Origin of the sequence: Pseudomonas putida (genome assembly GCF_002025705.1) — a bacterium.
Taxonomy (GTDB): domain Bacteria; phylum Pseudomonadota; class Gammaproteobacteria; order Pseudomonadales; family Pseudomonadaceae; genus Aquipseudomonas; species Aquipseudomonas putida_J.
This window is the reverse complement of the sequence record NZ_CP018846.1, coordinates 5,883,516-5,906,590: the sequence shown is the minus strand read 5'-3', so window position 1 is coordinate 5,906,590 and position 23,075 is coordinate 5,883,516. Positions and strand designations below refer to the sequence as shown.

General features: G+C 63.3%; 24 protein-coding genes. 13 read left to right on the top strand and 11 right to left on the bottom strand.

All coding sequences use genetic code 11. From position 1 onward, the window contains the following. The first annotated feature begins 4 nt into the window (after positions 1 to 4). Both BUQ73_RS26655 and BUQ73_RS26650 read left to right on the top strand, forming a co-directional pair. Positions 5 to 385 carry a RidA family protein gene (locus BUQ73_RS26655; RefSeq protein ID WP_009684531.1) on the top strand — a complete coding sequence of 127 codons (381 nt, stop codon included), beginning with the start codon at positions 5 to 7 and terminating at the stop codon, positions 383 to 385. 55 nt (positions 386 to 440) lie between these two features. Continuing rightward, on the top strand, positions 441 to 1,166 hold the full coding sequence (locus BUQ73_RS26650) for a hypothetical protein (RefSeq protein WP_079230319.1): 726 nt from the start codon (positions 441 to 443) through the stop codon (positions 1,164 to 1,166). A gap of 167 nt (positions 1,167 to 1,333) precedes the next feature. Here BUQ73_RS26650 and BUQ73_RS26645 read toward each other — a convergent pair whose 3' ends face one another. Further along, positions 1,334 to 2,191 (bottom strand): SDR family oxidoreductase, encoded by an 858-nt coding sequence (locus BUQ73_RS26645; RefSeq protein WP_079230318.1) that lies wholly within the window; start codon positions 2,189 to 2,191, stop codon positions 1,334 to 1,336. 191 nt (positions 2,192 to 2,382) lie between these two features. Between BUQ73_RS26645 and exbB the strand changes: the two genes are divergently transcribed. The 6 genes from exbB (at position 2,383) to BUQ73_RS26615 (ending at position 9,090) form a co-directional block, all read left to right on the top strand. Continuing rightward, positions 2,383 to 3,342, top strand: a complete 960-nt coding sequence (gene exbB, locus BUQ73_RS26640) for a tonB-system energizer ExbB (protein WP_079230317.1) — start codon at positions 2,383 to 2,385, stop codon at positions 3,340 to 3,342. Between the two features lie 3 nt (positions 3,343 to 3,345). Continuing rightward, positions 3,346 to 3,774: a TonB system transport protein ExbD gene (gene exbD, locus BUQ73_RS26635; RefSeq protein ID WP_027917034.1), complete on the top strand. Its 429-nt coding sequence runs from the start codon at positions 3,346 to 3,348 to the stop codon at positions 3,772 to 3,774. Beyond that, complete coding sequence (locus BUQ73_RS26630) at positions 3,771 to 4,505, top strand: energy transducer TonB (RefSeq protein ID WP_079230316.1); 735 nt, start codon at positions 3,771 to 3,773, stop codon at positions 4,503 to 4,505. Before exbD ends, BUQ73_RS26630 begins: the two co-directional genes overlap by 4 nt. A 94-nt stretch (positions 4,506 to 4,599) precedes the next feature. After that, positions 4,600 to 5,526: a hydrogen peroxide-inducible genes activator gene (locus BUQ73_RS26625; protein WP_027917036.1), complete on the top strand. Its 927-nt coding sequence runs from the start codon at positions 4,600 to 4,602 to the stop codon at positions 5,524 to 5,526. A 3-nt stretch (positions 5,527 to 5,529) separates the two neighbouring features. After that, positions 5,530 to 7,608, top strand: coding sequence for an ATP-dependent DNA helicase RecG (recG, locus tag BUQ73_RS26620; protein WP_079230315.1), 2,079 nt, complete (start codon positions 5,530 to 5,532; stop codon positions 7,606 to 7,608). A 78-nt stretch (positions 7,609 to 7,686) separates the two neighbouring features. Further along, complete coding sequence (locus BUQ73_RS26615; RefSeq protein ID WP_079230314.1) at positions 7,687 to 9,090, top strand: aminoacyl-tRNA deacylase and HDOD domain-containing protein; 1,404 nt, start codon at positions 7,687 to 7,689, stop codon at positions 9,088 to 9,090. 127 nt (positions 9,091 to 9,217) lie between these two features. Here BUQ73_RS26615 and BUQ73_RS26610 read toward each other — a convergent pair whose 3' ends face one another. The 4 genes from BUQ73_RS26610 to BUQ73_RS26595 form a co-directional block, all read right to left on the bottom strand. After that, positions 9,218 to 9,592 (bottom strand): helicase, encoded by a 375-nt coding sequence (locus BUQ73_RS26610; RefSeq protein WP_027917039.1) that lies wholly within the window; start codon positions 9,590 to 9,592, stop codon positions 9,218 to 9,220. A 146-nt stretch (positions 9,593 to 9,738) separates the two neighbouring features. After that, the gene (locus BUQ73_RS26605) at positions 9,739 to 10,035 is read right to left on the bottom strand and encodes an HU family DNA-binding protein (RefSeq protein WP_027917040.1); all 297 of its coding nucleotides are present in this window, start codon (positions 10,033 to 10,035) and stop codon (positions 9,739 to 9,741) included. Positions 10,036 to 10,222: 187 nt separating this feature from the next. Further along, positions 10,223 to 11,371 carry an NAD(P)/FAD-dependent oxidoreductase gene (locus BUQ73_RS26600; protein ID WP_079230313.1) on the bottom strand — a complete coding sequence of 383 codons (1,149 nt, stop codon included), beginning with the start codon at positions 11,369 to 11,371 and terminating at the stop codon, positions 10,223 to 10,225. Between the two features lie 16 nt (positions 11,372 to 11,387). Then, positions 11,388 to 11,555, bottom strand: coding sequence for a rubredoxin (locus BUQ73_RS26595; protein WP_027917042.1), 168 nt, complete (start codon positions 11,553 to 11,555; stop codon positions 11,388 to 11,390). 113 nt (positions 11,556 to 11,668) lie between these two features. Here BUQ73_RS26595 and BUQ73_RS26590 point away from each other — a divergent pair, with 113 nt between their 5' ends. After that, entirely contained in the window at positions 11,669 to 12,226 is a 558-nt protein-coding gene (locus BUQ73_RS26590) for a chorismate--pyruvate lyase family protein (protein WP_079230312.1), read from the top strand. Then, the gene (ubiA, locus tag BUQ73_RS26585) at positions 12,226 to 13,116 is read left to right on the top strand and encodes a 4-hydroxybenzoate octaprenyltransferase (protein WP_079230311.1); all 891 of its coding nucleotides are present in this window, start codon (positions 12,226 to 12,228) and stop codon (positions 13,114 to 13,116) included. Before BUQ73_RS26590 ends, ubiA begins: the two co-directional genes overlap by 1 nt. Before the next feature lie 117 nt (positions 13,117 to 13,233). Here the strand turns inward: ubiA and BUQ73_RS26580 are convergent, their stop codons facing one another. After that, positions 13,234 to 13,602, bottom strand: coding sequence for a hypothetical protein (locus tag BUQ73_RS26580; RefSeq protein WP_079230310.1), 369 nt, complete (start codon positions 13,600 to 13,602; stop codon positions 13,234 to 13,236). A gap of 175 nt (positions 13,603 to 13,777) precedes the next feature. Here BUQ73_RS26580 and phoB point away from each other — a divergent pair, with 175 nt between their 5' ends. The 3 genes from phoB (at position 13,778) to BUQ73_RS26565 (ending at position 17,388) form a co-directional block, all read left to right on the top strand. Further along, positions 13,778 to 14,467, top strand: a complete 690-nt coding sequence (gene phoB / locus BUQ73_RS26575; RefSeq protein WP_003253341.1) for a phosphate regulon transcriptional regulator PhoB — start codon at positions 13,778 to 13,780, stop codon at positions 14,465 to 14,467. A gap of 45 nt (positions 14,468 to 14,512) precedes the next feature. Next, positions 14,513 to 15,820: a phosphate regulon sensor histidine kinase PhoR gene (gene phoR, locus BUQ73_RS26570; protein ID WP_079230309.1), complete on the top strand. Its 1,308-nt coding sequence runs from the start codon at positions 14,513 to 14,515 to the stop codon at positions 15,818 to 15,820. A gap of 227 nt (positions 15,821 to 16,047) precedes the next feature. Continuing rightward, positions 16,048 to 17,388, top strand: coding sequence for a hemolysin family protein (locus tag BUQ73_RS26565; RefSeq protein ID WP_027917047.1), 1,341 nt, complete (start codon positions 16,048 to 16,050; stop codon positions 17,386 to 17,388). 2 nt (positions 17,389 to 17,390) lie between these two features. On the opposite strand, the gene BUQ73_RS26560 is transcribed toward BUQ73_RS26565, so the two are convergent. The 5 genes from BUQ73_RS26560 to pstA all read right to left on the bottom strand — a co-directional run bounded on the left by BUQ73_RS26560 (position 17,391) and on the right by pstA (position 23,060). Then, the gene (locus BUQ73_RS26560; RefSeq protein ID WP_079230308.1) at positions 17,391 to 18,293 is read right to left on the bottom strand and encodes a peptidoglycan DD-metalloendopeptidase family protein; all 903 of its coding nucleotides are present in this window, start codon (positions 18,291 to 18,293) and stop codon (positions 17,391 to 17,393) included. A 216-nt stretch (positions 18,294 to 18,509) separates the two neighbouring features. Further along, on the bottom strand, positions 18,510 to 19,409 hold the full coding sequence (locus BUQ73_RS26555; protein ID WP_079230307.1) for a response regulator: 900 nt from the start codon (positions 19,407 to 19,409) through the stop codon (positions 18,510 to 18,512). A 164-nt stretch (positions 19,410 to 19,573) separates the two neighbouring features. Then, positions 19,574 to 20,344 carry a phosphate signaling complex protein PhoU gene (phoU, locus tag BUQ73_RS26550; protein WP_079230306.1) on the bottom strand — a complete coding sequence of 257 codons (771 nt, stop codon included), beginning with the start codon at positions 20,342 to 20,344 and terminating at the stop codon, positions 19,574 to 19,576. Between the two features lie 138 nt (positions 20,345 to 20,482). Then, the gene (pstB, locus tag BUQ73_RS26545) at positions 20,483 to 21,316 is read right to left on the bottom strand and encodes a phosphate ABC transporter ATP-binding protein PstB (protein WP_079230630.1); all 834 of its coding nucleotides are present in this window, start codon (positions 21,314 to 21,316) and stop codon (positions 20,483 to 20,485) included. Between the two features lie 73 nt (positions 21,317 to 21,389). Further along, positions 21,390 to 23,060 carry a phosphate ABC transporter permease PstA gene (pstA, locus tag BUQ73_RS26540; RefSeq protein WP_079230305.1) on the bottom strand — a complete coding sequence of 557 codons (1,671 nt, stop codon included), beginning with the start codon at positions 23,058 to 23,060 and terminating at the stop codon, positions 21,390 to 21,392. Between the last annotated feature and the right edge of the window lie 15 nt (positions 23,061 to 23,075).

Genomic DNA, 23,075 nt, shown 5'->3' with positions numbered 1-23,075 from the left:
CATCATGAGCAAGACCGTAATCAACAGCGACAAGGCCCCTGCCGCTATCGGCACCTACTCCCAGGCGATCAAGGCCGGCAACACCGTCTACATGTCGGGCCAGATCCCACTGGACCCAAAGACCATGGAGCTGGTCGAAGGCTTCGAAGCCCAGACCGTACAGGTGTTCGAGAACCTCAAGGCCGTGGCTGAAGCGGCTGGCGGTTCGTTCAAGGACATCGTCAAGCTGAACATCTTCCTCACCGACCTGAGCCACTTCGCCAAGGTCAACGAAGTGATGGGCCGCTACTTCGAACAGCCATACCCAGCCCGCGCCGCCATCGGCGTGGCTGCGCTGCCGAAAGGCGCCCAGGTCGAAATGGACGCCATCCTGGTCATCGAATGATGCCCCTGGTGACGGGCGCCCTGCCCGTCACCCTCCTCTGCAAGGTTATCCCGTCATGCGTCAAGCACTGCCCCTCGCGCTGGCAGCCCTGCTTCTGGGCGGCTGCGCCAGCCACAAACCCGAAGATTTCAACGGCACCTGGATCAACCAGGCCGCCATCAAGGCCGCCAGCAAAGGCGGCAGCCTGCGCCAGGCCCTGAACGAGCACGGCCCGGTGTTCGAGTGGAAACTCGATGTCACCAACCAACAGGCCAGCTTCAGCAATGGCTTCGAAGCTGCCGACGGCCAGCTGAGTGCCAACCAGAAACATTGGCAGGCCAGCTTCGAAGGTGGCCAGACCGAACAGCTCGAACTGGATGGCGATGAATTGAAAGCCACCGCCCAGAACGGTGCCGAGCAGACCTTCGTCCGCGCCAAGCAGCCCGGCAATGCGCCATTAGGCGGCAGCTTCGAGAAGGCGCTGTACCAGGCTTACCTCGGTGGCGACTGGAAGATCATCGAAGGCCAAGGTAAAGGCGCCACCGTGCACTTCAGCGATACCGGCAGCGTTACCGGCCTGCCTGGCCCGGACCGTTTCGCCCTGTGCCTGGCCGGCGACTGCGCCAACATGGGTGGTAACAACGACAGCCTGTGGCTGGAGCGCAACCAGCGCGGCGCACCGTTCATCTTCAAGCGTGATGGCGACAAGCTGGCGATCTTCCAGGCAGTCAACACTGCACAGGCAGAAGAAATTCCACAATTGGCGGCCGGTACTCAGCAGTGGGTGCTGCAGCGGGACTGAAGCCTCTCTCCCTACCGGGCGCCATCCTTGTGGGAGCGGCCTTGTGTCGCGAAAGGGCTGCACAGCAGCCCCAGCGATCCATTTGGCATGCGAAATCCTGGGGCCGCCTTGCGGCCCTTTCGCGACACAAGGCCGCTTCTACAAAGACCGCACCAAGCCTGTAGGTTTCAGCCCTTGTCCTTCAGGATGGCCGCATAGCCTTCCTTATAGCTCGCATACTGCGGCGCCCAGCCCAACGCCCGCACCCGGGCATTGCTGCAGCGCTTGCTGCCGGTACGCCGCACCCGCTGCTCATCGGACCACTCGGTGACGCCCATATATGCGCGCAACCAGGCCACCACATCGGCCAGCGGCGCCGGGTCGTCGTCGACGCCGATGTAGCAATCCTCCAGCGCCACGCCATCGGCGTCAGCCTGCAGCAGGTATGCCATCAGGCTCGCAGCATCTTCTGCATGAATCCGGTTGCCATAAAGCGGCGGCTCTTCTGCCACGCGGTAGCCTTGTCGCACCTGGCTCAACAACCACTCGCGTCCCGGGCCGTAGATGCCGGTCAGGCGAATCACGCTGGCGGGAATGCCACTCGCCAGCGCCAAACCCTCGGCCTCCAGCATCACCTTCCCGGAATAACCTTCAGGCTCGGTGGCGGCGGTTTCGTCGATCCATTCGCCGTCCTTTTGCGCAAACACGCTGCTGCTGGAGACAAACAGCAAACGCCGCGGGCGCTGGCCGCGCTCGGCCAGCCAGGCCAGCACATGGCGCAAACCGTCGACATAGGCTGCCTGATAACCCGCCTCGTCGTGCTGGCTGGCGGCCACGCAATACACCAGATAGTCCGGCGAGCGCTGCGGCCACGACTGGGGGATGGCGGGATCGGAAAGATCGGCGGCGATAGGCGCGACACCGTCTGGCAGCTGCCCGACCGAGCGGCGCAGGCCGCTAACTTGCCAGCCTTTAGCCAGCAACTGGAGGGCCAAACGGCCGCCTACATCACCACATCCCACGATAATTGCGGAAAGGTCTGACATCACAAAACTCCCTAGACCAAAGGATCAGGCTAGCCGTATTACACGATAGGCGGCTAGACCAAAGGCGAAAAAAGCAACGAGATTACTTTTGTTAACAAGAATTACTTGCAATAATGGCACCCCTATCTGTTCTCGGCCGATCTCGAGGCCTTGGAGAACGCACACTTTCTTCTTCATCAGGTCCGGCCAGCATGACACGTACTCAACCTTCCGCTTCGCCAACCCCGTCGCGCGCCTGGCGCGCCATCGCCGCGCTGATGTTCAGCCTGGTGCTGGCCCCGCTGGCCATGGCCGATGAGCCTGACGCCAACGCCGCCACCCCGGTTGCAGCTGCCGCTCCGGCCACCCCGGCACCGGCTGCTGTCGAAGGCCAGGCCGTGACTCCGGTCGATGCACCTGCCGCCGCCGACCCGGCCGTTCAGGAACTGGTTGAAGACACCTCGCTGGGCATGGCCCATGACCTGTCCCCGTGGGGCATGTACAAGAACGCCGACATCGTCGTCAAAATCGTGATGATCGGCCTGGCCATCGCCTCGATCATCACCTGGACCATCTGGATCGCCAAGGGCTTCGAGCTGATGGGCGCCAAGCGTCGCCTGCGTGGCGAGATTGCCGCACTGAAGAAGTCGGTAAGCCTGAAAGAAGCCAGCGAGGTTTCCAATAAAGAAGGCACCCTGGCCCACACCCTGGTCCACGACGCCCTCGAAGAAATGCGCCTGTCGGCCAACGCCCGCGAGAAGGAAGGCATCAAGGAACGCGTCAGCTTCCGCCTGGAGCGCCTGGTAGCCGCCAGCGGTCGCACCATGAGCAACGGCACCGGCGTGCTCGCCACCATTGGCTCCACCGCGCCTTTCGTAGGCCTGTTCGGTACCGTGTGGGGCATCATGAACAGCTTCATCGGCATCGCCAAGACCCAGACCACCAACCTGGCCGTAGTAGCCCCTGGTATCGCCGAAGCCCTGCTGGCCACTGCCCTGGGCCTGGTCGCAGCGATCCCGGCCGTGGTCATCTACAACGTCTTTGCCCGCTCCATCGCCGGCTACAAGGCACAGGTGTCCGACGCCTCCGCCCAGGTACTGCTGCTGGTCAGCCGTGATCTGGACCACCAGGGCAGCGAGCGCGCCGCCCCGCACATGGTGAAAGTGGGGTAAGCCATGGGCCTGCATCTCAACGAAGGTGGCGATGACCTCGCCGAAAACCACGAAATCAACGTTACGCCGTTCATCGACGTGATGCTGGTGCTGCTGATCATCTTCATGGTCGCAGCCCCCTTGGCCACGGTCGACATCAAGGTCGACCTGCCAGCCTCGACCGCTAAACCGGCGCCGAGGCCCGAGAAACCGGTGTTCGTCAGCGTCAAGGCCGACCAGAAGCTGTATGTCGGCGACGATCAGGTACCTGCCCCCGCACAGCTTGGCCCGATGCTCGACGCCAAGACCAAGGGTGACAAGGAAACCACCATCTTCTTCCAGGCTGACAAGGGCGTGGATTACGGTGACCTGATGGAAGTGATGAACACTATGCGCGCGGCCGGCTACCTCAAGGTCGGTCTGGTAGGTCTCGAGACGGCAGCCAAGAAATGACGAAACCGCGCTCAAACGTGGCGCGCTACGGTGGCAGCCTGGCGATCGTGCTGGGCGTGCACGTGGTCGCCGTGCTGCTGACGCTCAACTGGTCGGTGCCCCAGGCCATCGAGCTGCCCCCGGCAGCCATGATGGTCGAGTTGGCACCGCTGCCCGAGCCCGCGCCGCCGCCGCCACCGAAAGCCGCCCCACAGCCACCGGCACCGGTCGAAGAGCCGCCGTTGCCGAAGCTGGTCGAGGCACCGAAACCGAAGATCGCCATCGCCAAGCCGCCCAAGCCGAAGCCCAAGCCTCAGCCACCGAAGCCTGAGAAGAAGCCTGAGCCGCCGAAAGATGAGCCACCGGCCAAGGAACAGGTAGCCGACACGCCGCCAAGCAACACACCACCGCAGAAGTCGGCGGCACCGGCGCCAAGCATCGCCTCCAACAGCCAGGCACTGCCAACCTGGCAGAGCGACCTGCTGCGCCACCTGGCGAAGTACAAGCGCTACCCGGAGGACGCGCGCCGTCGTGGCCTGCAAGGCATCAACCGCTTGCGCTTCGTGGTCGACGCCGAAGGCAAGGTGGTTTCCTACTCCATGGCAGGCGGCTCCGGCAGCGCGGCCCTGGACCGGGCGACCATGGAAATGATCCGCCGCGCAGGCACCGTACCCAAGCCGCCAGCCGAGTTGCTGACCAATGGCACGATCGAAGTAGTGGCACCGTTCGTCTACTCCCTGGACCGTCGCTGATACTTTTGTTTCTGTCACAAATCGGCAAGTCTGATAACGTGCGTCTATCGATTGCAGCCGCTATGCTGGGGCCGCAACTTCATGGACGCACGTTATGACCCTCACAGAATTACGCTACATCGTCACGCTCGCCCAGGAGCAGCACTTCGGCCATGCTGCCGAGCGCTGCCACGTCAGCCAGCCGACCCTGTCGGTCGGCGTGAAGAAGCTTGAGGACGAGCTTGGCGTGCTGATCTTCGAGCGCAGCAAGAGCGCGGTGCGCCTGACCCCAGTCGGCGAAAGCATCGTTGCCCAGGCGCAGAAGGTGCTGGAGCAGGCCCAAGGCATTCGCGAACTGGCCCAGGCCGGCAAGAACCAGCTGACCGCCCCGCTCAAGGTCGGCGCCATCTACACTGTCGGCCCATACCTGTTCCCACACCTCATTCCACAGCTGCATCGGGTTGCACCGCAGATGCCGCTGTACATCGAAGAAAACTTCACCCACGTGCTGCGCGAGAAGCTGCGTAACGGCGAACTGGATGCGGTGATCATCGCCCTGCCGTTCAATGAAGCCGATGTGCTGACCCTGCCGCTGTACGACGAGCCCTTCTGTGCGTTGATGCCGGCTGACCACCCGTGGACGGCGAAAAAGACCATCGACACTGCCATGCTCAACGACAAGAGCCTGCTGCTGCTCGGCGAGGGTCACTGCTTCCGCGACCAGGTGCTGGAAGCCTGCCCGACGCTGAACAAAGGTGGCGATGGCGCCAAGCACACCACGGTCGAGTCCAGCTCGCTGGAAACCATCCGCCACATGGTCGCCTCGGGCCTGGGGGTGTCGATCCTGCCACTCTCGGCCGTGCACAGCCATCACTATGCGCCTGGGGTCATCGAAGTGCGTCCACTCACCCCGCCAGCACCGTTCCGTACCGTGGCCATCGCCTGGCGCGCCAGCTTCCCACGGCCGAAGGCGATCGAGATCCTTGCCGACTCGATCCGTCTCTGCTCGGTGGCCAAGCCGCCCGTGGAACAACCGGCCTGATCCATGACTGAGCTGTCGAAGGTCTCGGTCACAGCGCTCAAGGGCGTAGGCGATGCCATGGCGGAAAAGCTCGCCAAGGTCGGCCTGGAAAACCTGCAGGACGTGCTGTTCCACCTGCCCCTGCGCTACCAGGACCGCACTCGCGTGGTGCCGATCGGCCAACTGCGCCCAGGCCAGGACGCAGTGATCGAAGGCGTGGTCAGCGGCGCCGACGTGACCATGGGCAAGCGCCGCAGCCTGGTGGTACGCCTGGGTGACGGCACAGGCGTGCTGAGCCTGCGCTTCTACCACTTCAGCAATGCGCAAAAGGAAGGCCTCAAGCGTGGCACCCACCTGCGCTGCTACGGCGAAGCCCGCCCCGGTGCCTCAGGCCTGGAGATCTACCACCCAGAGTACCGCGCGCTCAATGGCGACGAGCCTGCGCCGCCGGTCGAGAAGACCCTGACGCCGATCTACCCGTCCACCGAAGGCCTCACCCAACAGCGCCTGCGCCTGCTCTGCCAGCAGAGCCTGGGCATGCTCGGCCCGCGCAGCCTGCCGGACTGGCTGCCCGACGAGCTGGCCCGCGACTACCAGCTGGCACCGCTGGACGATGCCATCCGCTACCTGCACAACCCGCCGGCCGACGCCGACCTCGACGAACTCGCCGAAGGCCAACACTGGGCCCAGCACCGCCTGGCCTTCGAAGAGCTTCTGACCCACCAGCTGTCGCAGCAACGCCTGCGCGAGAGCCTGCGCAGCTTGCGTGCGCCGGTACTGCCGAAAGCCAAGCGCCTGCAGGCGCAATACCTGGCAAACCTGGGCTTCCAGCCGACCGGGGCGCAGCAGCGCGTGGCCAACGAAATCGCCTATGACCTCAGCCAGCACGAGCCCATGATGCGCCTGGTGCAGGGCGATGTCGGCGCCGGCAAGACCGTGGTCGCCGCCCTCGCTGCACTGCAGGCCCTGGAGGCGGGCTACCAGGTGGCGCTGATGGCGCCCACCGAGATCCTTGCCGAACAGCACTACATCACGTTCAAGCGCTGGCTGGAGCCGCTGGGCATCGAAGTCGCCTGGCTGGCCGGCAAGCTCAAGGGCAAGGCCCGCGCCAGCGCCCTGGAGCAGATCTCCGGCGGCGCGCCGATGGTGGTCGGTACGCACGCACTGTTCCAGGAAGAAGTCCGCTTCAAGCACCTGGCCCTGGCGATCATCGACGAACAGCATCGCTTCGGTGTGCAGCAGCGACTGGCCCTGCGTAAGAAAGGCGTGGCTGGCGAACTGTGCCCACACCAGCTGATCATGACCGCCACACCGATCCCGCGCACCCTGGCCATGAGCGCCTACGCCGACCTCGACACCTCGGTGCTCGACGAGCTGCCGCCTGGGCGCACGCCGGTGAACACCGTGCTGGTAGCCGACAGCCGCCGTTTCGAAGTGGTCGAGCGGGTCCGCGCAGCCTGCGCCGAAGGGCGCCAGGCCTACTGGGTGTGCACGCTGATCGAAGAATCCGAAGAGCTGACCTGCCAGGCGGCCGAGAGTACCTTCGAGGAGCTTGGTAGCGCACTCGGCGAATTGCGCGTGGGCCTGATTCACGGCCGCATGAAGCCTGCAGAAAAGGCCGAGGTCATGGCCGAGTTCAAGCAAGGCAACCTGCAACTGCTGGTCGCTACCACGGTGATCGAGGTCGGTGTAGACGTGCCCAACGCCAGCCTGATGATCATCGAGAACCCCGAGCGTTTGGGTCTGGCCCAACTGCACCAGCTGCGCGGCCGGGTTGGCCGGGGCAGCGCGGCAAGCCATTGCGTGTTGCTGTATCACCCGCCGCTGTCGCAGATTGGCCGGGAACGCCTGGGGATCATGCGGGAAACCAACGATGGCTTCATCATTGCCGAAAAAGACCTCGAACTGCGCGGGCCCGGCGAAATGCTCGGCACACGCCAGACTGGCCTGCTGCAGTTCAAGGTCGCCGACCTGATGCGCGATGCCGATCTGCTACCGGCCGTGCGTGATGCTGCCCAGGCATTACTGGCACGCTGGCCCGACCATGTCAGCCCGCTGCTCGACCGTTGGCTGCGTCACGGCCAGCAATATGGCCAGGTGTGACACCTGTCCCAGAATGGATCCAGCTTTGCCAACAGGCTGGTTATACTTCGCGTTTAAAAGAACCTGTGGATACAGACCATGACTGAAGTTGCCCTGGACACCGCAACCCCACACGCACCGTCTGTCATCCGGCTGTTGCTCGAAAAACTGCACGTGGCCTTTGAAGAGGTTGCGGAACATCCAGAGCTACCAGCCGCGTCTCGGGTGCAGGCGATCCTGCTCGATGACGAAATCGGCGCCCTGCTGGTGCTGTTCCCGCAGAGCAAACTACTGGACCTCAACCGCCTCGAGGAGCTGACCGGCCGCAAGCTCAAGGCGGTGCCGTTGCCACGCCTCAAGCAGATGCTCGACAAGCACCAGCTCAAGGCTTTGCCGGCCATCCCGGCCCTGACCAGCTCACCCTGCCTTTACGAAGGCAAGCTGCTCGAAGCCGAACACCTGCTCATCCAGTCCGGCGAAGCCGGCCTGTTGTTGAAGGTGCACCGTGATGACTTCAAGCGCATGCTCGCCAAGGCCAGCGCCGGCAGTTTCGGCCAGCCCGTGCGCGACATCCGCCCCAACCTCGATCGCCCTGATGACGACCCCAAGGAAATCACCCAGGCGGTTCAGGCCTTCACGGCCCGGCGCATCCAGAAACGCCTGGAAGAAACCATCGAGATTCCGCCACTGGCCGACACCGCGCAGAAGATCATCAAGCTGCGGGTCGACCCCAACGCCAGCATCGACGACATCACTGGGGTGGTCGAGACCGACCCGGCCCTGGCCGCCCAGGTGGTCAGCTGGGCCGCATCGCCCTACTACGCCTCACCCGGCAAGATCCGTTCGGTGGAAGACGCAATCGTCCGGGTACTGGGCTTCGATCTGGTGATCAACCTGGCCCTGGGCCTGGCGCTGGGCAAGACCTTGAGCCTGCCCAAGGACCATCCGCAGCAGGCCACGCCGTACTGGCAACAGTCGATATACACCGCCGCCATCATCGAAGGCCTGACCCGCGCGATGCCTCGTGCCGAACGCCCGGAGGCCGGCCTGACCTACCTGGCTGGGCTGCTGCACAACTTCGGCTACCTGCTGTTGGCGCACGTGTTTCCGCCGCACTTCTCGCTGATCTGCCGTCATCTGGAGGTCAACCCGCACCTGTGCCACACCTACGTGGAGCAACACCTGCTGGGCATCAGCCGCGAGCAGATCGGCGCCTGGCTGATGAAGCTGTGGGATATGCCTGAAGAACTTTCGACCGCGCTGCGCTTCCAGCATGATCCGGCGTATGACGGCGAATTTTCGGCCTACCCCAACCTGGTATGCCTGGCGACCCGCCTGCTGCGCTCGCGCGGCATCGGCTCGGGGCCACAGGAGCAGATTCCCGATGAGCTGCTGGAACGCCTGGGCATCACCCGGGACAAGGCCGAAGATGTGGTGAACAAGGTGCTCGAGGCCGAGGCCTTGCTGCGGGATCTGGCTTCGCAGCTCAACGCCCCCCATTAAGGCGGTCGGCTAACGTGTGGGAGCGGGCTTGCCCGCGAAGCGGATATAGCGGTGCATGGCACCGGCTGCGCCGGTGTTCGCGGGCAAGCCCGCTCCCACAAGGTCCCGGATCAACCCAGGGAATGCATCAGCCTTTCTTCTTCGGCTTCAGGTATTTCATCAGCCCCTGGAACCACATCACCAGCGCCGGATTGCCCTTGATCTGGATGTTCTTGTCCTGAATGCCCTGCATGAACGCGAGCTGCTTGTTACCGGCCTGCATCGTGGCAAAGCCGTAAGCCGCGTCCTTGAAAGCGATGGCGAAGGCCGGCTGCGGATGGCTGCCGCCTTTACTGCTGATGCGCTCGCCGCTGACGATGAAGTGCCGCGCTACCTTGCCGTCCAGCGTCTGCATCTGGAATACCAGGTCCTTGTCCTTGAGTTGCTGCTGGAACGCCGGGTTGTTGCGGCTGGCCCTGGCCATCAACAGCCCCATGGCCCAGAGAAGAAAGCGAAACTTCATCAACGCGCCTCGAATAAAAAATGACTGAAGCGCGCAGTTTATCCTTTTCCTGAACTAATTACGCAAGTTCGCAACACTTCCCCTCCAGAATGCATAACGGGCGCCCTGGGGCGCCCGCTGGGATGACACTGGAGGTCAGCAGTCGATCACTTTTTCTTGGCTGGCTTGGCGGGCACGTTGACGCTGTCGCGCAGGTTCTTGCCTGGCTTGAAGGCAACGGTGTTGCTGGCCTTGATCTTAACCGGTTGGCCGGTTTGCGGATTCTTGCCAGTGCGGGCACCACGATGACGTTTTTCAAAGGTGCCGAAACCGACCAGGGTGACCGTGTCCTTGTCCAGGGCACCGGTGATGCTGTCGAGAATGGCGTTCAGCACCTGGTTGGCTTTTTCCTTGGTCAGATCGGCCTTTTCGGCGATGACAGCGGCGAGTTCTGGTTTACGCATAGTTAAGCCTCTTTGACGGGATTTCTTGTTGTTATGCCGTGCTGCCATTGAAGCAGCGTTCAAGGCACCGCAGGCTCTAATCTGCGGCAGACGGAAGTGAGAATGGCACGCCCACCGAGGCCGCGCCAGTATCTGGGCGGCCATTGTGTTGGCAACAACAGGATAAATCCGACAGAACGCCCGCTATTCACGCCATCAGGGCGGGTAACTGCCGATTCAACGCCAGTTTCTCCATGACCGCACTCCCGGTCAGGGCATAGCCGAGCAATTGGCCGTCGGCGGCGTAGCAGAGCACTTTCAGGTCGCTACCTTGCCCTTCAACCTGCCAACTACCTTCGCGGCCTGCTGGCGGCGGTGACACCACCAGCGGGCATGCCGGGGTCTTCACGGTAATCGGCATCGGCCCGTAGCTGACCTGGGTCGGATTGCCGGCCAGGGTCTGCGCCAAGGCACGGGCACAGCCCATCAACGGCATCACATAGAGCAGGTTGATGCCGTCGACTTCGGCGCAGTCGCCAAGCGCGAAGATGTTGCTGTGCGAAGTGCGCAGCTGGCGATCCACCACTACACCGCGGTTGGTCTGCAGCCCTGCGGCGGCCGCCAGGTCGGTCCGCGGGCGCAGGCCGATGGCTGACACCACCAGGTCGCAGCCGATCACCTGGCCATCGGAAAGGTGCGCTTCCAGGCCTTCGCCCGCCTGCTCCAGGCGGTTCAGCACCGGGCCCAGGTGGAAACGCACCCCAAGGCCTTGCAGGCCGGCCTGCACGGCATTGGCGGCAGCCGGATGCAACAGCGTCGGCATGACCTGCTCGCAAGGCGCCACCACGTCGACCTGGAAGCCACCCAGGCTCATGTCGTTGGCAAACTCGCAGCCTATCAGGCCGGCACCGAGAATCAGCACACGTTGCTTGCCTGCGGCAGCAGCACGGAACCGCGCATAGTCTTCCAGGTCGTTGATCGGGAAGACCCGACCGGCACCGTCACCTTCGATCGGCACCTGCACGGTCTGCGCGCCCCAGGCCAGCACCAGGTCGCGATACTCGATCGCCTCTTCGCCGATCCACAGGCGCTTGTGGCCTGGGTCGATGCCACTGACACGAGTATGGGTGCGGACCTCGGCCTTGAGCTGCTCGGCCATGGTGCCAGGCTCGGCCATGCACAGGCCGTCGGCGTCCTTGTGCTTGGCAAAGCCGGTGGAAAGCATCGGTTTGGAATAGGAACGACCATCGTCGGCAGTAATCAGCAGCAGCGGCGTGTCGCCATCGAGCTTGCGAAATTCACGTGCCAGGTTGTAGCCGGCCAGGCCGGTACCGATGATTACCACGGGGGACGTCATGTCGTGCTTGCCTCGCTCAGCCGATGGAGATCATTTCGAAGTCGCTCTTGCCCACACCGCAGTCAGGGCACAACCAGTCTGCCGGCACGTCTTCCCAGCGGGTACCGGGCGGGATGCCGTCGTCCGGCCAACCTTCGGCTTCGTCATAGATCAGGCCACAGACAATACACTGCCACTTTTTCATCAGGTCTTCTTCCTCGGTGGAGCTCAGGCTTTGTTGTAGCCCGGCATTATGCAAGCAGTCAGGGCAATCATGCTAAGCTCGCCGCCTCTCTGGCTGTAATCAAGCATACCGACGTGTCGTACGAATCCCCGCAAGCAGCCGCTGTCGCGTGGCTGCCGTATTCACAGCTGGCCTCTGAAACCGACCAGCCAACCCTGGACTGGCTGTTCGACGAAGGCTCCCTGACTCGCCGCCTTACCCAGCTGTCCCATGACCACTTCAGTGTCACTCCCCTGTTCGAAGGCTGGCAACCGCTGCGCGAAGACGAATGCCTGGCCCTGAACATCGCCCCGGGCGCCGAGGGCTGGGTGCGCGAGGTGTACCTGCGCGGGCATGGCGAGCCTTGGGTGTTCGCCCGTAGCGTGGCCAGCCGCAGCGCCCTGGAACGGGGTGGCCTGGACCTGGAAACTCTCGGTAGCCGTTCGCTGGGCGAGCTGCTGTTCTGCGACCAGGCATTCATCCGCCACCCGATCGAGGTGTGCCGTTATCCGCAAGCCTGGCTGCCGGCCGATGCCGCACGCGAAGGCCTGTGGGGGCGCCGCTCGCGCTTCGCGCGTGACGGCCTCGACCTGCTGGTGGCCGAAGTGTTCCTGCCTACACTGTGGCAAGCGGCCAAGGAGGAGAACCGCTGATGTACCTGCAACTGCTCAAGTCACTCAACCGCCTGCACCCGCGGGCCTGGGACTTCGTCCAGCTCAGCCGCATGGACCGGCCGATCGGCATCTATCTGCTGCTGTGGCCGACCCTGACAGCGGTGTGGATCGCCGGGCAAGGCTCGCCAACCCTGGCCAACGTGCTGATCTTCGGCCTGGGCGTGGTGCTGATGCGCGCCGCCGGTTGCTGCATCAACGACTTTGCCGACCGCAAGGTCGATGGCCACGTCAAACGCACCGCCGACCGCCCGCTTGCCAGTGGCCGGGTCAAGTCGCGCGAGGCGCTGGCGTTGTTCGCCATCCTGGTCGGGGTGAGCTTCCTGCTGGTGCTGTGCACCAATAGCCAGACCGTGTGGCTATCGTTCGGCGCGGTGGCACTGGCGTCCTGCTACCCGTTCATGAAGCGCTACACCTATTACCCGCAGGTGGTACTGGGTGCAGCGTATTCCTGGGGCATTCCCATGGCCTTTACCGCTGCCGGCGGCGAGTTGCCGGCCAGTGCCTGGCTGCTGTACATCGCCAACCTGCTGTGGACGGTGGGTTACGACACCTACTACGCGATGGTTGACCGCGATGACGACCTGCAGATTGGGGTGAAGTCGACGGCGATCCTGTTTGGCGAGGCGGACCGGACGATCATCCTGACCTTGCAACTGTTGTCGTTGGGCTGCCTGTTGCTGGCGGGCAGCCGCTTCGAGCTGGGCGGCTGGTTCCACCTGGGGTTGCTGGGGGCTGCGGCATGCTTTGCCTGGGAGTACTGGTCGACGCGCAAGCTGGACCGCGAGTCGTGCTTCAAGGCTTTTCTGCACAATCACTGGGCGGGGTTGCTGGTGTTCATCGGGGTGGTGCTGGATTACGCGTTGCGCTGAACATCTGGGGGCTGCTTTGCAGCCCTTTCGCGACACGAGGCCGCTCCTACAGGGGTTGCACACTTCTGTGGGAGCGGCCTTGTGTCGCGATTGGGCCGCGCAGCGGCCCCGGCAATCTCAAGGCTTGGCGACGTGCCAGACGTCTTTCATGCCGTCACCGGTCATGTCCCCTGCCTTTTTGTCCTTGACGAAGGTATACAGCGGTTTGCCGTCATAGGCCCACTGCATCTTGCCGTCGTCACGCTTGATCTGCGTCCACTTGCCTTCGGCCTTCTCACCCTTCTCGACCATCAGTGGCGGCCAGTTCATCGCACAATCACCATTGCACATCGACTTGCCACCGGCATCCTTGTCGAAGGTGTACAAGGTCATGCCTTTGTGATCGACGAACATGCCGTCTTTCTCCATGGCATGGTGGGCGGACGCCACCCCCGGCAGCGCCAGTGCAGCGAAAAGGGCCATCCAGCTCAGCGTATGTCGTGTCATTGGAATCACCATGAATTCGGGGGGTGGATTGCATTCTGTTTACCGCCGCAGCGGCCCTGTGAAGCCTAGCCCAGTCATGGAATGTCGCCAGAACGGCCAACGCCCTGTCACACAGCTGCAATAATTCCGTTATCTAATGCGGGCCAAGACACGATTCCTGGGAGAGGTTTTAAGCATGGTTGGCAGAAACATTCTGATCGTCGACGACGAAGCGCCTATTCGCGAGATGATCGCCGTTGCATTGGAAATGGCCGGCTATGACTGCCTGGAAGCGGAGAACTCCCAACAGGCCCACGCGATCATCGTCGACCGCAAACCGGACCTGATCCTGCTCGACTGGATGCTGCCCGGCACCTCTGGCATCGAGTTGGCACGCCGCCTCAAGCGCGACGAGCTGACCGGCGACATTCCGATCATCATGCTCACCGCCAAAGGTGAAGAGGACAACAAGATCCAGGGCCTGGAAGTCGGCGCCGACGACTACATCACCAAGCCGTTCTCGCCACGCGAGCTGGTAGCCCGCCTGAAGGCCGTGCTGCGTCGCACCGGCCCAAGCGACAGCGAAGCACCGATCGAAGTCGGCGGCCTGCTGCTCGACCCGATCAGCCACCGCGTGACCATCGACGGCAAGCCGGCCGAGATGGGCCCCACCGAATACCGCCTGCTGCAATTCTTCATGACTCACCAGGAGCGCGCCTACACCCGCGGCCAGCTGCTTGACCAGGTATGGGGCGGCAACGTGTATGTCGAGGAGCGCACCGTCGATGTGCACATCCGTCGCCTGCGCAAGGCACTGGGTGAAGCCTACGAAAATCTGGTACAAACCGTCCGGGGCACTGGCTACCGCTTCTCGACCAAGAGCTGATCGAGCCAAGCGCCAAGCTGCACGTCGTTGTACAAGGACCGTCAATTGAACCAGAACTGGCACGCGACCCTGATTCGCCACCTGTTGCTGCTGATCACCGTCTGCCTGATCGGCGGCCTGGTCAGCGGCTATTACGGCTGGAGCCTGGCCATCGGTCTGGCGCTCTACCTGGGTTGGACCCTCAAGCAGCTGTTGCGCCTGCATGACTGGCTGCGCAACCACCAACCCGATGAAGCACCACCCGACGGTTACGGCCTGTGGGGCGAGGTGTTCGACAGCATCTACCACCTGCAACGCCGCGACCAGCGCGTGCGCGGGCGCCTGCAGGCAGTGATCGACCGGGTGCAGGAGTCCACTGCGGCGCTGCGCGACGCGGTGATCATGCTCGACAGCGACGGCAACCTGGAGTGGTGGAACCGCGCCGCAGAGACGCTGCTAGGCTTCAAGACCCCACAGGACGGCGGTCAGCCGGTGACCAACCTGGTGCGCCACCCGCGCTTCAAGGAGTATTTCGAGGCGGAAAACTACGTCGAACCGCTGGAAATCCCCTCGCCGATCAACGACCGCCTGCGAGTACAGCTGCACATCACCCGCTACGGCAACAACGAGCACCTGATGCTGGTGCGCGATGTCACCCGCATCCACCAACTCGAGCAGATGCGCAAGGACTTCGTCGCCAACGTCTCCCACGAGCTGCGTACGCCGCTGACGGTCATTACCGGCTACCTGGAAACCCTGCTGGATAACGTCGAGGACGTGAATCCGCGCTGGGCCCGGGCATTGCAGCAGATGACCCAGCAAGGCTCGCGCATGCAGACCCTGCTCAACGACCTGCTACTGCTGGCCAAGCTGGAAGCCACAGACTACCCGTCGGACAACCAGCCGGTAGCGGTCGATGCCCTGCTCACCGCAATCAAGAACGACGCCCAGGCACTGTCCGGGCCGCGCAACCAGAAAATCACCCTGGAAGCCGCGCCGGGCCTGCGTCTGAAGGGCAGCGAGTCGGAACTGCGCAGCGCCTTCTCAAACCTGGTGTTCAACGCGGTCAAGTACACCCAGGACGAAGGCAACATCCGCATCCGCTGGTGGGGTGACGAACACGGCGCGCATCTGTCGGTACAGGACTCCGGGGTCGGTATCGACGCCAAGCACCTGCCGCGGCTGACCGAACGCTTCTACCGGGTCGACTCCAGCCGTGCTTCGAATACCGGCGGCACCGGGCTGGGCCTGGCGATCGTCAAACACGTGCTCATGCGCCACCGCGGCAAGCTGGAAATCAGCAGCGTGCCAGGGCATGGCAGCACCTTCACCTGTCACTTTGCCCCGGCACAATTGGCCAACGGCAAGGCCTGAGGCACCGGGGGCTGCTTTGCTGCCCTTTCGCGACACAAGGCCGCTCCTACAAGGGATCGCGTGTTCCTGTATGAGCGGCCTTGTGTCGCGAAAGGGCCGCAAAGCGGCCCCAAAGCAGCAGCACCCTTTGCTTTTGTGGCCCCAGCCGCTACATTGGATCCCCTGTGCCAGCAAGAGCTGGCACTTTTTTTCTCTCTCTCAAAGACGGACCCCGTAAAAACTCCATCATGGACCCTTCCCCTGGTATCAGCCTCACCTCGTTATTCGCCGATTTCGGCATGATCATCTTTGCCTTCCTGCTGGTGCTGCTCAACGGCTTCTTCGTTGCCGCCGAGTTCGCCATGGTCAAGCTGCGTGCCACCCGCGTAGAGTCCATCGCCGAACTGCATGGCTGGCGTGGCAGCATCCTGCGTAAAGTGCACAACCAGCTCGACGCCTACCTGTCGGCCTGTCAGCTGGGTATCACCCTCGCATCGCTGGGGCTGGGCTGGGTCGGTGAACCGGCCTTCGCCCACCTGCTCGAACCGCTGCTGGCCTACCTGGGCGTGGAAAGCGCCGAACTGGTCAAGGCGGTGTCGTTCTTTGTCGCCTTCTTCGTCATTTCGTACCTGCACATCGTGGTCGGCGAACTGGCGCCCAAGTCGTGGGCAATCCGCAAGCCCGAGCTGCTGTCGCTGTGGACCGCAGTGCCGCTGTACCTGTTCTACTGGACCATGTACCCGGCCATCTACCTGCTCAACGCCAGCGCCAACACCATCTTGCGCATTGCCGGCCAGGGCGAGCCCGGCCCGCACCATGAGCACCACTACAGCCGCGAAGAGCTCAAGCTGATCCTGCACTCCAGCCGTGGCCAGGACCCGAGCGACCAGGGCATGCGCGTGCTCGCCTCGGCCGTGGAAATGGGCGAACTGGAGGTGGTGGACTGGGCCAACTCGCGGGAGGACATGGTCAGCATCGACGCCCATGCGCCGCTCAAGGAGATCCTGGCGCTGGTACGCCGGCACAAGTTCAGCCGCTACCCGGTGTATGACGCCGAGCGCGAGGAGTTCACCGGCCTGCTGCACATCAAGGACTTGCTGCTGGAGCTGGCCGAGCTCGAACACCTGCCCGAGACCATCGACCTGGACGACCTTGCCCGCCCGCTGGAGCGCGTCTCGCGGCACATGCCGCTGTCGCAGCTGCTGGAGCAGTTCCGCAAGGGAGGCGCGCACTTCGTGCTGGTCGAGGAAGCCGACGGCAAGGTGATCGGCTACCTGACCATGGAAGACGTGCTGGAAGTGCTGGTGGGTGACATCCAGGACGAACACCGCAAGACCGAACGCGGCATCCTCGCCTACCAGCCAGGCAAACTGCTGGTGCGGGGCGATACGCCACTGTTCAAGGTCGAGCGCCTGCTTGGTGTCGACCTCGACCACATCGAGGCAGAAACCCTCGCCGGCCTGGTCTACGAGACCCTCAAGCGCGTACCTGAGGAAGAGGAAGTGCTGGAAGTCGAGGGCCTGCGCATCATCATCAAGAAGATGAAAGGGCCGAAGATCGTCCTGGCCAAGGTGCTCAAGCTCGACTGACCCTATGGGTTGCCGGCGGTGAAGTCCGGCAACCCGCCAAGCGGCCGGTCGAACTGGAACGGTATCGATTCCAGCGCCAGCCCCACATTGCGCTGCACCACGAAATGCAAGTGGGGCCCGGTGCTGTTACCGGTGTTCCCCGACTTGGCCAAGGCCTGTCCGACCACCACCTGCTGCCCTTCGCGCACCACCACCGAACCATGCATCAGGTGCAGGTACACACCCATGGTGCCGTCAGGGTGCAGGATCCGCACGAAATTGCCCCCAGGGTTGTTGCCCCGACCACTCTGGCCATTCTCGACCTTCACCACCATCCCGCCCCGCGCAGCAATGATCGGCGTGCCCTCCGGCATGGCAATGTCCATCGCATAACGGCTCCTGGGGCCGAAGTGGCTGAAGCGGCCGTTGGGCCCCTGGGTCAGGCGAAATGGCCCGCCCTTCCAGGGAAACGGATAGCGATAGGCCAATGAGTGCTGGCCAGGGTCACCCATGGCGTACTGGAAGCTGGTGGCGTATAGCAGCTTGCCGCCGGGCGCAGCCAACACGGAACTCAGCACCTTGCTCGAGCGCGGCCCTACCACGGTACGGATGTTGCGCGGCTGATTGCCACCGAAGGCATTGCTCAGCTTGTCGATGCGCAGTTCAACCTGCATCGGCACGTACAACTCGTTGCGTACCATGAAGCGCACACCGCCTGGGAAGGTTTCGGCCTGCAGGCGCACCTTGCCATCGATGTGATCGAGGATCGGCTCGCTCATCTCGAAGGTTTTCGCCCCCGGGCTGTAGCGATCGGAGTACGAGACCACGCCGGTGTTGTCGACGGTCTTGTAGATAGTCATGCCCATGCTCGACGCCGAGGCCGAAAGCAAGGCACACAAAAGCAGCAAGCGGGCGGCGGCGGGCATGATGGTGGCTATTTGACAGTTATGGTCTGTCGAAGACTAGCAGCGGGATTGGCGGGCAGTATTGCAGTTGGTCGGAAGGCTGATTCGATCCCTGTGGGAGCGGCCTTGCGTCGCGAAAGGGCTGCGTAGCGGCCCCAGGATCTCGGCATCATACAAAGATTGCTGGGGCCGCTACGCAGCCCTTTCGCGACGCAAGGCCGCTCCCACAGATGGCGATCAGGCGCCGGGGGTGAAGTGCTTTTGCTGGGTACCACGAGCAATCAGGCGCGACAGGTAGTCGAGCTTCTGCGCATCCTGGTCGACGAACTTGAAGGTCAACTGCAGCCAGTCACTTTCAGGCTTGGGCTCCAGCGCGGCGATGGCGTGCAGGTAGCCGTTCAGGCGTGCCACTTCGGCGTTCTCACCCTGCTCCAGGTCGAGCACAGCGCCCTCAAGCACCTGTGGCAGCGCTGCACTGCGACGCACCACCAACAAGGCCTCCTTGAGGCTCAGCGCCTTGATCACGCAGGGCTGGGTACCACTGGACAGGCGCAACTGGCCCTGCCCACGCCCGGCCTGGGCCGCAACCGCCGCAGTCTGCGGCTTGGGTGCATTGAGCAATGGCTTGGACGGTGCAACAGCAGGCGCCGCGACCTTGGCCGCTTCAGGTTTACCGCCGGTCAGCGCACTCAGCGAGTCGTTGGCGAATGCCGAATTCACCCGTGCCGGCGCTCCGGCTACCAGGCTTTCCAGCTTGCCGATCTTGGTCAGGGCTTTCTTGACCTTGGTCAGCAGTTGCTCGTTGGTGAAGGGCTTGCCGACGAAGTCGGAGACGCCAGCCTGGATGGCCTGGATCACGTTCTCCTTGTCACCACGGCTGGTCACCATGATGAACTGCATGTCCTTCATCTCGGGCTGCTGACGGCACCAGGTCAGCAATTCCAGGCCGGACATCTCCGGCATCTCCCAGTCGCACAGCACCAGGTCGAACTGCTCCTTGCCCAGCATGGCCATGGCCTTGCGACCGTTGACCGCGTCTTCGATGACCATGCCCGGGAAGGCATTGCGCAGGCACTTCCTTACCAGGTCACGAATGAACGGCGCGTCATCCACGACCAGCACATTGACTTTACTCATCGAAACTCCTCTTGAACCCGACTAGCCTACCGCGCAATGGTGGCCACTTGCCAACTCTAGGGTCACGCCGGGACTTCTTCGCATCGTTCGCGGGTGCCTGCTGATTGCTCTGCCACCAACGAAAACGCCCGGCACAGGCCGGGCGTCGATGCTCGCGAGCAATCTTATTTATCGTCAGGTTTCGCCGGAACATTAGCGCTTTCGGCCGCGTCACCCGCGGTGCCTTCGACTTCTGCCTTCATGCGCTTGAGCCCCATGTGACGGACGTCGGTACCGCGCACCAGGTAGATCACCAGCTCCGAGATGTTGCGCGCGTGGTCGCCGATCCGCTCCAGCGAACGCAGCACCCAGATCACGCTGAGCACACGCGAGATCGAACGCGGGTCTTCCATCATGTAAGTGACCAGTTCGCGCAGCGCCGTCTTGTACTCGCGGTCGATGGTCTTGTCGTACTGAGCCACCGCCAGCGCCAGGTCGGCGTCGAAGCGTGCGAAGGCATCAAGGGCATCGCGCACCATGTTGCGCACCTGATCACCGATGTGCCGCACTTCGACGTAGCCACGCGGCGACTCGCCCTCCTCGCACAACTGGATGGCGCGGCGGGCGATCTTGGTCGATTCGTCGCCAATGCGCTCGAGGTCGATCACCGACTTGGAGATGCTAATGATCAGGCGCAGGTCGGAGGCCGCCGGCTGGCGGCGGGCGAGGATGCGCAGGCATTCCTCGTCGATGTTGCGCTCCATCTGGTTGATCTGTTCATCGACTTCACGCACCTGCTGGGCCAGGCCCGAGTCGGCCTCGATCAGCGCGGTGACGGCATCGTTCACCTGCTTTTCAACCAGGCCGCCCATGGCCAGCAGGTGGCTGCGCACCTCTTCCAGCTCGGCGTTGAACTGCTGGGAAATATGGTGCGTCAGGCTTTCTTTGTTGATCATCGTTTTGTCCTTTGGTAGCGCGTCCGTATAGGAGCGGGTTTACCCGCGATCACCGGCAAAGCCGGTGCCAGGCACCGAGGCGTCTGCTTCGCGGGTAAACCCGCTCCCACAGTGCCAGGTGCTCATCACGAGCAGCGCTTAGCCGTAACGACCGGTGATGTAGTCTTCGGTCTGCTTCTTCGCCGGGTTGGTGAACAGGGTGTCGGTATCCCCGAATTCGACCAGTTTGCCCATGTACATGAACGCGGTGTAGTCCGAAACACGGGCCGCCTGTTGCATGTTGTGGGTCACGATGACGATGGTGTACTTGGATTTCAGTTCGTAGATCAGCTCTTCGACCTTCAGCGTCGAGATCGGGTCCAGTGCCGAGCAGGGTTCGTCGAGCAGCAGCACTTCGGGCTCGACCGCGATGGTACGGGCAATCACCAGACGCTGCTGCTGGCCACCGGACAGGCCCAGGGCAGACTCATGCAGGCGGTCCTTGACCTCGTCCCAAAGGGCGGCGCCCTTCAGCGCCCACTCCACGGCTTCATCGAGCACGCGCTTCTTGTTGATGCCCTGGATGCGCAGGCCGTAGACCACGTTCTCGTAGATGGTCTTGGGGAACGGGTTGGGCTTCTGGAACACCATGCCCACCCGGCGACGCAGCTCGGCCACGTCTTCGCCCTTGCGGTAGATGTTGTTGCCATACAGGTTGATGGCGCCTTCCACACGGCAGCCGTCGACCAGGTCATTCATGCGGTTGAAAGTGCGCAGCAAGGTCGACTTGCCGCAGCCGGACGGGCCGATGAAGGCGGTCACGCGCTGCTTGGGGATGTTCATCTGCACGTCGAACAGGGCTTGCTTGTCGCCGTAGAACAGGCTCAGCCCCGGCACTTCGATGGCCACGGTTTCTTCGGCCAGGCGCAGGCTCTGCTTGTCGCGACCCAGGGCAGACATGTCGATGCCGTGGGTATGGGATTCATGCTGCATGGTCAACTCCATACGCTATCAATTCGTTTCAAAGGGCCGCCCGGCAGGCAGGCGGCACGCTTGCAGATCAGGCTCAGCTGTCGAGCGCCTTGTACTTCTCGCGCAGGTGGTTACGGATCCACACCGCCGACAGGTTGAGGGTGGCGATCACCAGCACCAGCAGCAGCGCGGTGGCGTACACCAGCGGTCGCGCGGCTTCGACGTTCGGGCTCTGGAAGCCGACGTCATAGATGTGGAAGCCCAGGTGCATGATCTTCTGGTCCAGGTGCAGATACGGGTAGTTGCCGTCCAGCGGCAACGAGGGGGCCAGTTTCACCACACCTACCAGCATCAGCGGCGCCACTTCACCGGCGGCGCGGGCCACGGCGAGGATCATGCCGGTCATCATGGCCGGGCTGGCCATCGGCAGGACGATCTTCCACAGGGTTTCTGCCTTGGTCGCACCCAGGGCCAGGGAACCTTCACGCACGGTGCGCGGAATCCGCGCCAGGCCTTCCTCGGTGGCCACGATCACCACCGGCACGGCCAGTAGCGCCAAGGTCAGCGAAGCCCACAGCAAGCCCGGGGTACCCAGGGTCGGTGCCGGCAGCGCTTCGGGGAAGAACAGGCGGTCGATCGAGCCACCCAGCACGTAGACGAAGAAGCCCAGGCCGAATACGCCATAAACGATCGCCGGTACGCCAGCCAGGTTGTTCACCGCAATACGGATCAGGCGGGTTACCGGGCCTTGCCGGGCGTACTCGCGCAGGTAGACCGCAGCCAGCACGCCGAACGGCGTGACGATCACGGCCATGATCAGGGTCATCATCACGGTACCGAAGATGGCCGGGAAGATCCCGCCCTCGGTGTTGGCTTCACGCGGGTCGTCGCTGAGGAACTCCCAGACCTTGGCGAAGTAGGTGCCCATCTTGCTCAGGCCGGACATGCCGTTCGGCTGAATGGCGTGCACCACCTTGCTCAGGTTGATTTCCACTTCACGGCCATTGCCGTCACGCGCTACCAGGCTGTCGCGGGCGAAGGCCTGGTGCAGGCCCAACAGGCGCTCCTCGATGGCCTTGTAGCGGCTGTTCAGCTCGGCGCGTTCGGCGTCCATGTCGGCCTGGGCAGCGGCGTCCAGCTTGCCGTCCAGTTCCAGCTTGCGACCGTGCAGGCGCAGGCGCTCAAGGCCATGGTTGATGGCACCGATGTCCTTCTTTTCGAGGGTTTGCAGTTCGCTGTTGAGCTGGTTGGCACGCTTCAGGCGGGCTTGCAGTTCGTTCCAGGCCGCCTGGCCTTGGGCAACCACGCGGCCTTCTTCCTTGACGCTGACCAGATAGCCATAGAAGTTGCCCCACTCGCGGCGCTCCAGGGCAATCAGGTCGGCCGGGCGTTGCTCGTCGACCAGCCAGTCGCCAACCACCCAGGTGAAGTCGCTGCCGTTGAGGTCGCGGTTACCCACCTTGACCAGCTCGCGAGTCATGAACTCCGGGCCGTCGTCTGGCACCGGCAGGCCGGCGCCCTTGAGGCGGGCACGCGGTACTTCTTCCTTCTGCACCACTTCGCCGATGACGACGTGGTCGGCTTGGCCCGGCACCTTGTAGGTGGCCTGGATCAGGTCGGCCGGCCAGAAGTGGCCCAGGCCGCGCACGGCGATCACCGCCAGCAGGCCAACGGTCATGATCACCGCCATGGCCACCGCGCCACCGCTGATCCAGACGCCTGGAGCGCCGCTCTTGAACCAGCCTTTGAGGGAATCCTTTTTCACGGATCTCTACCTTTC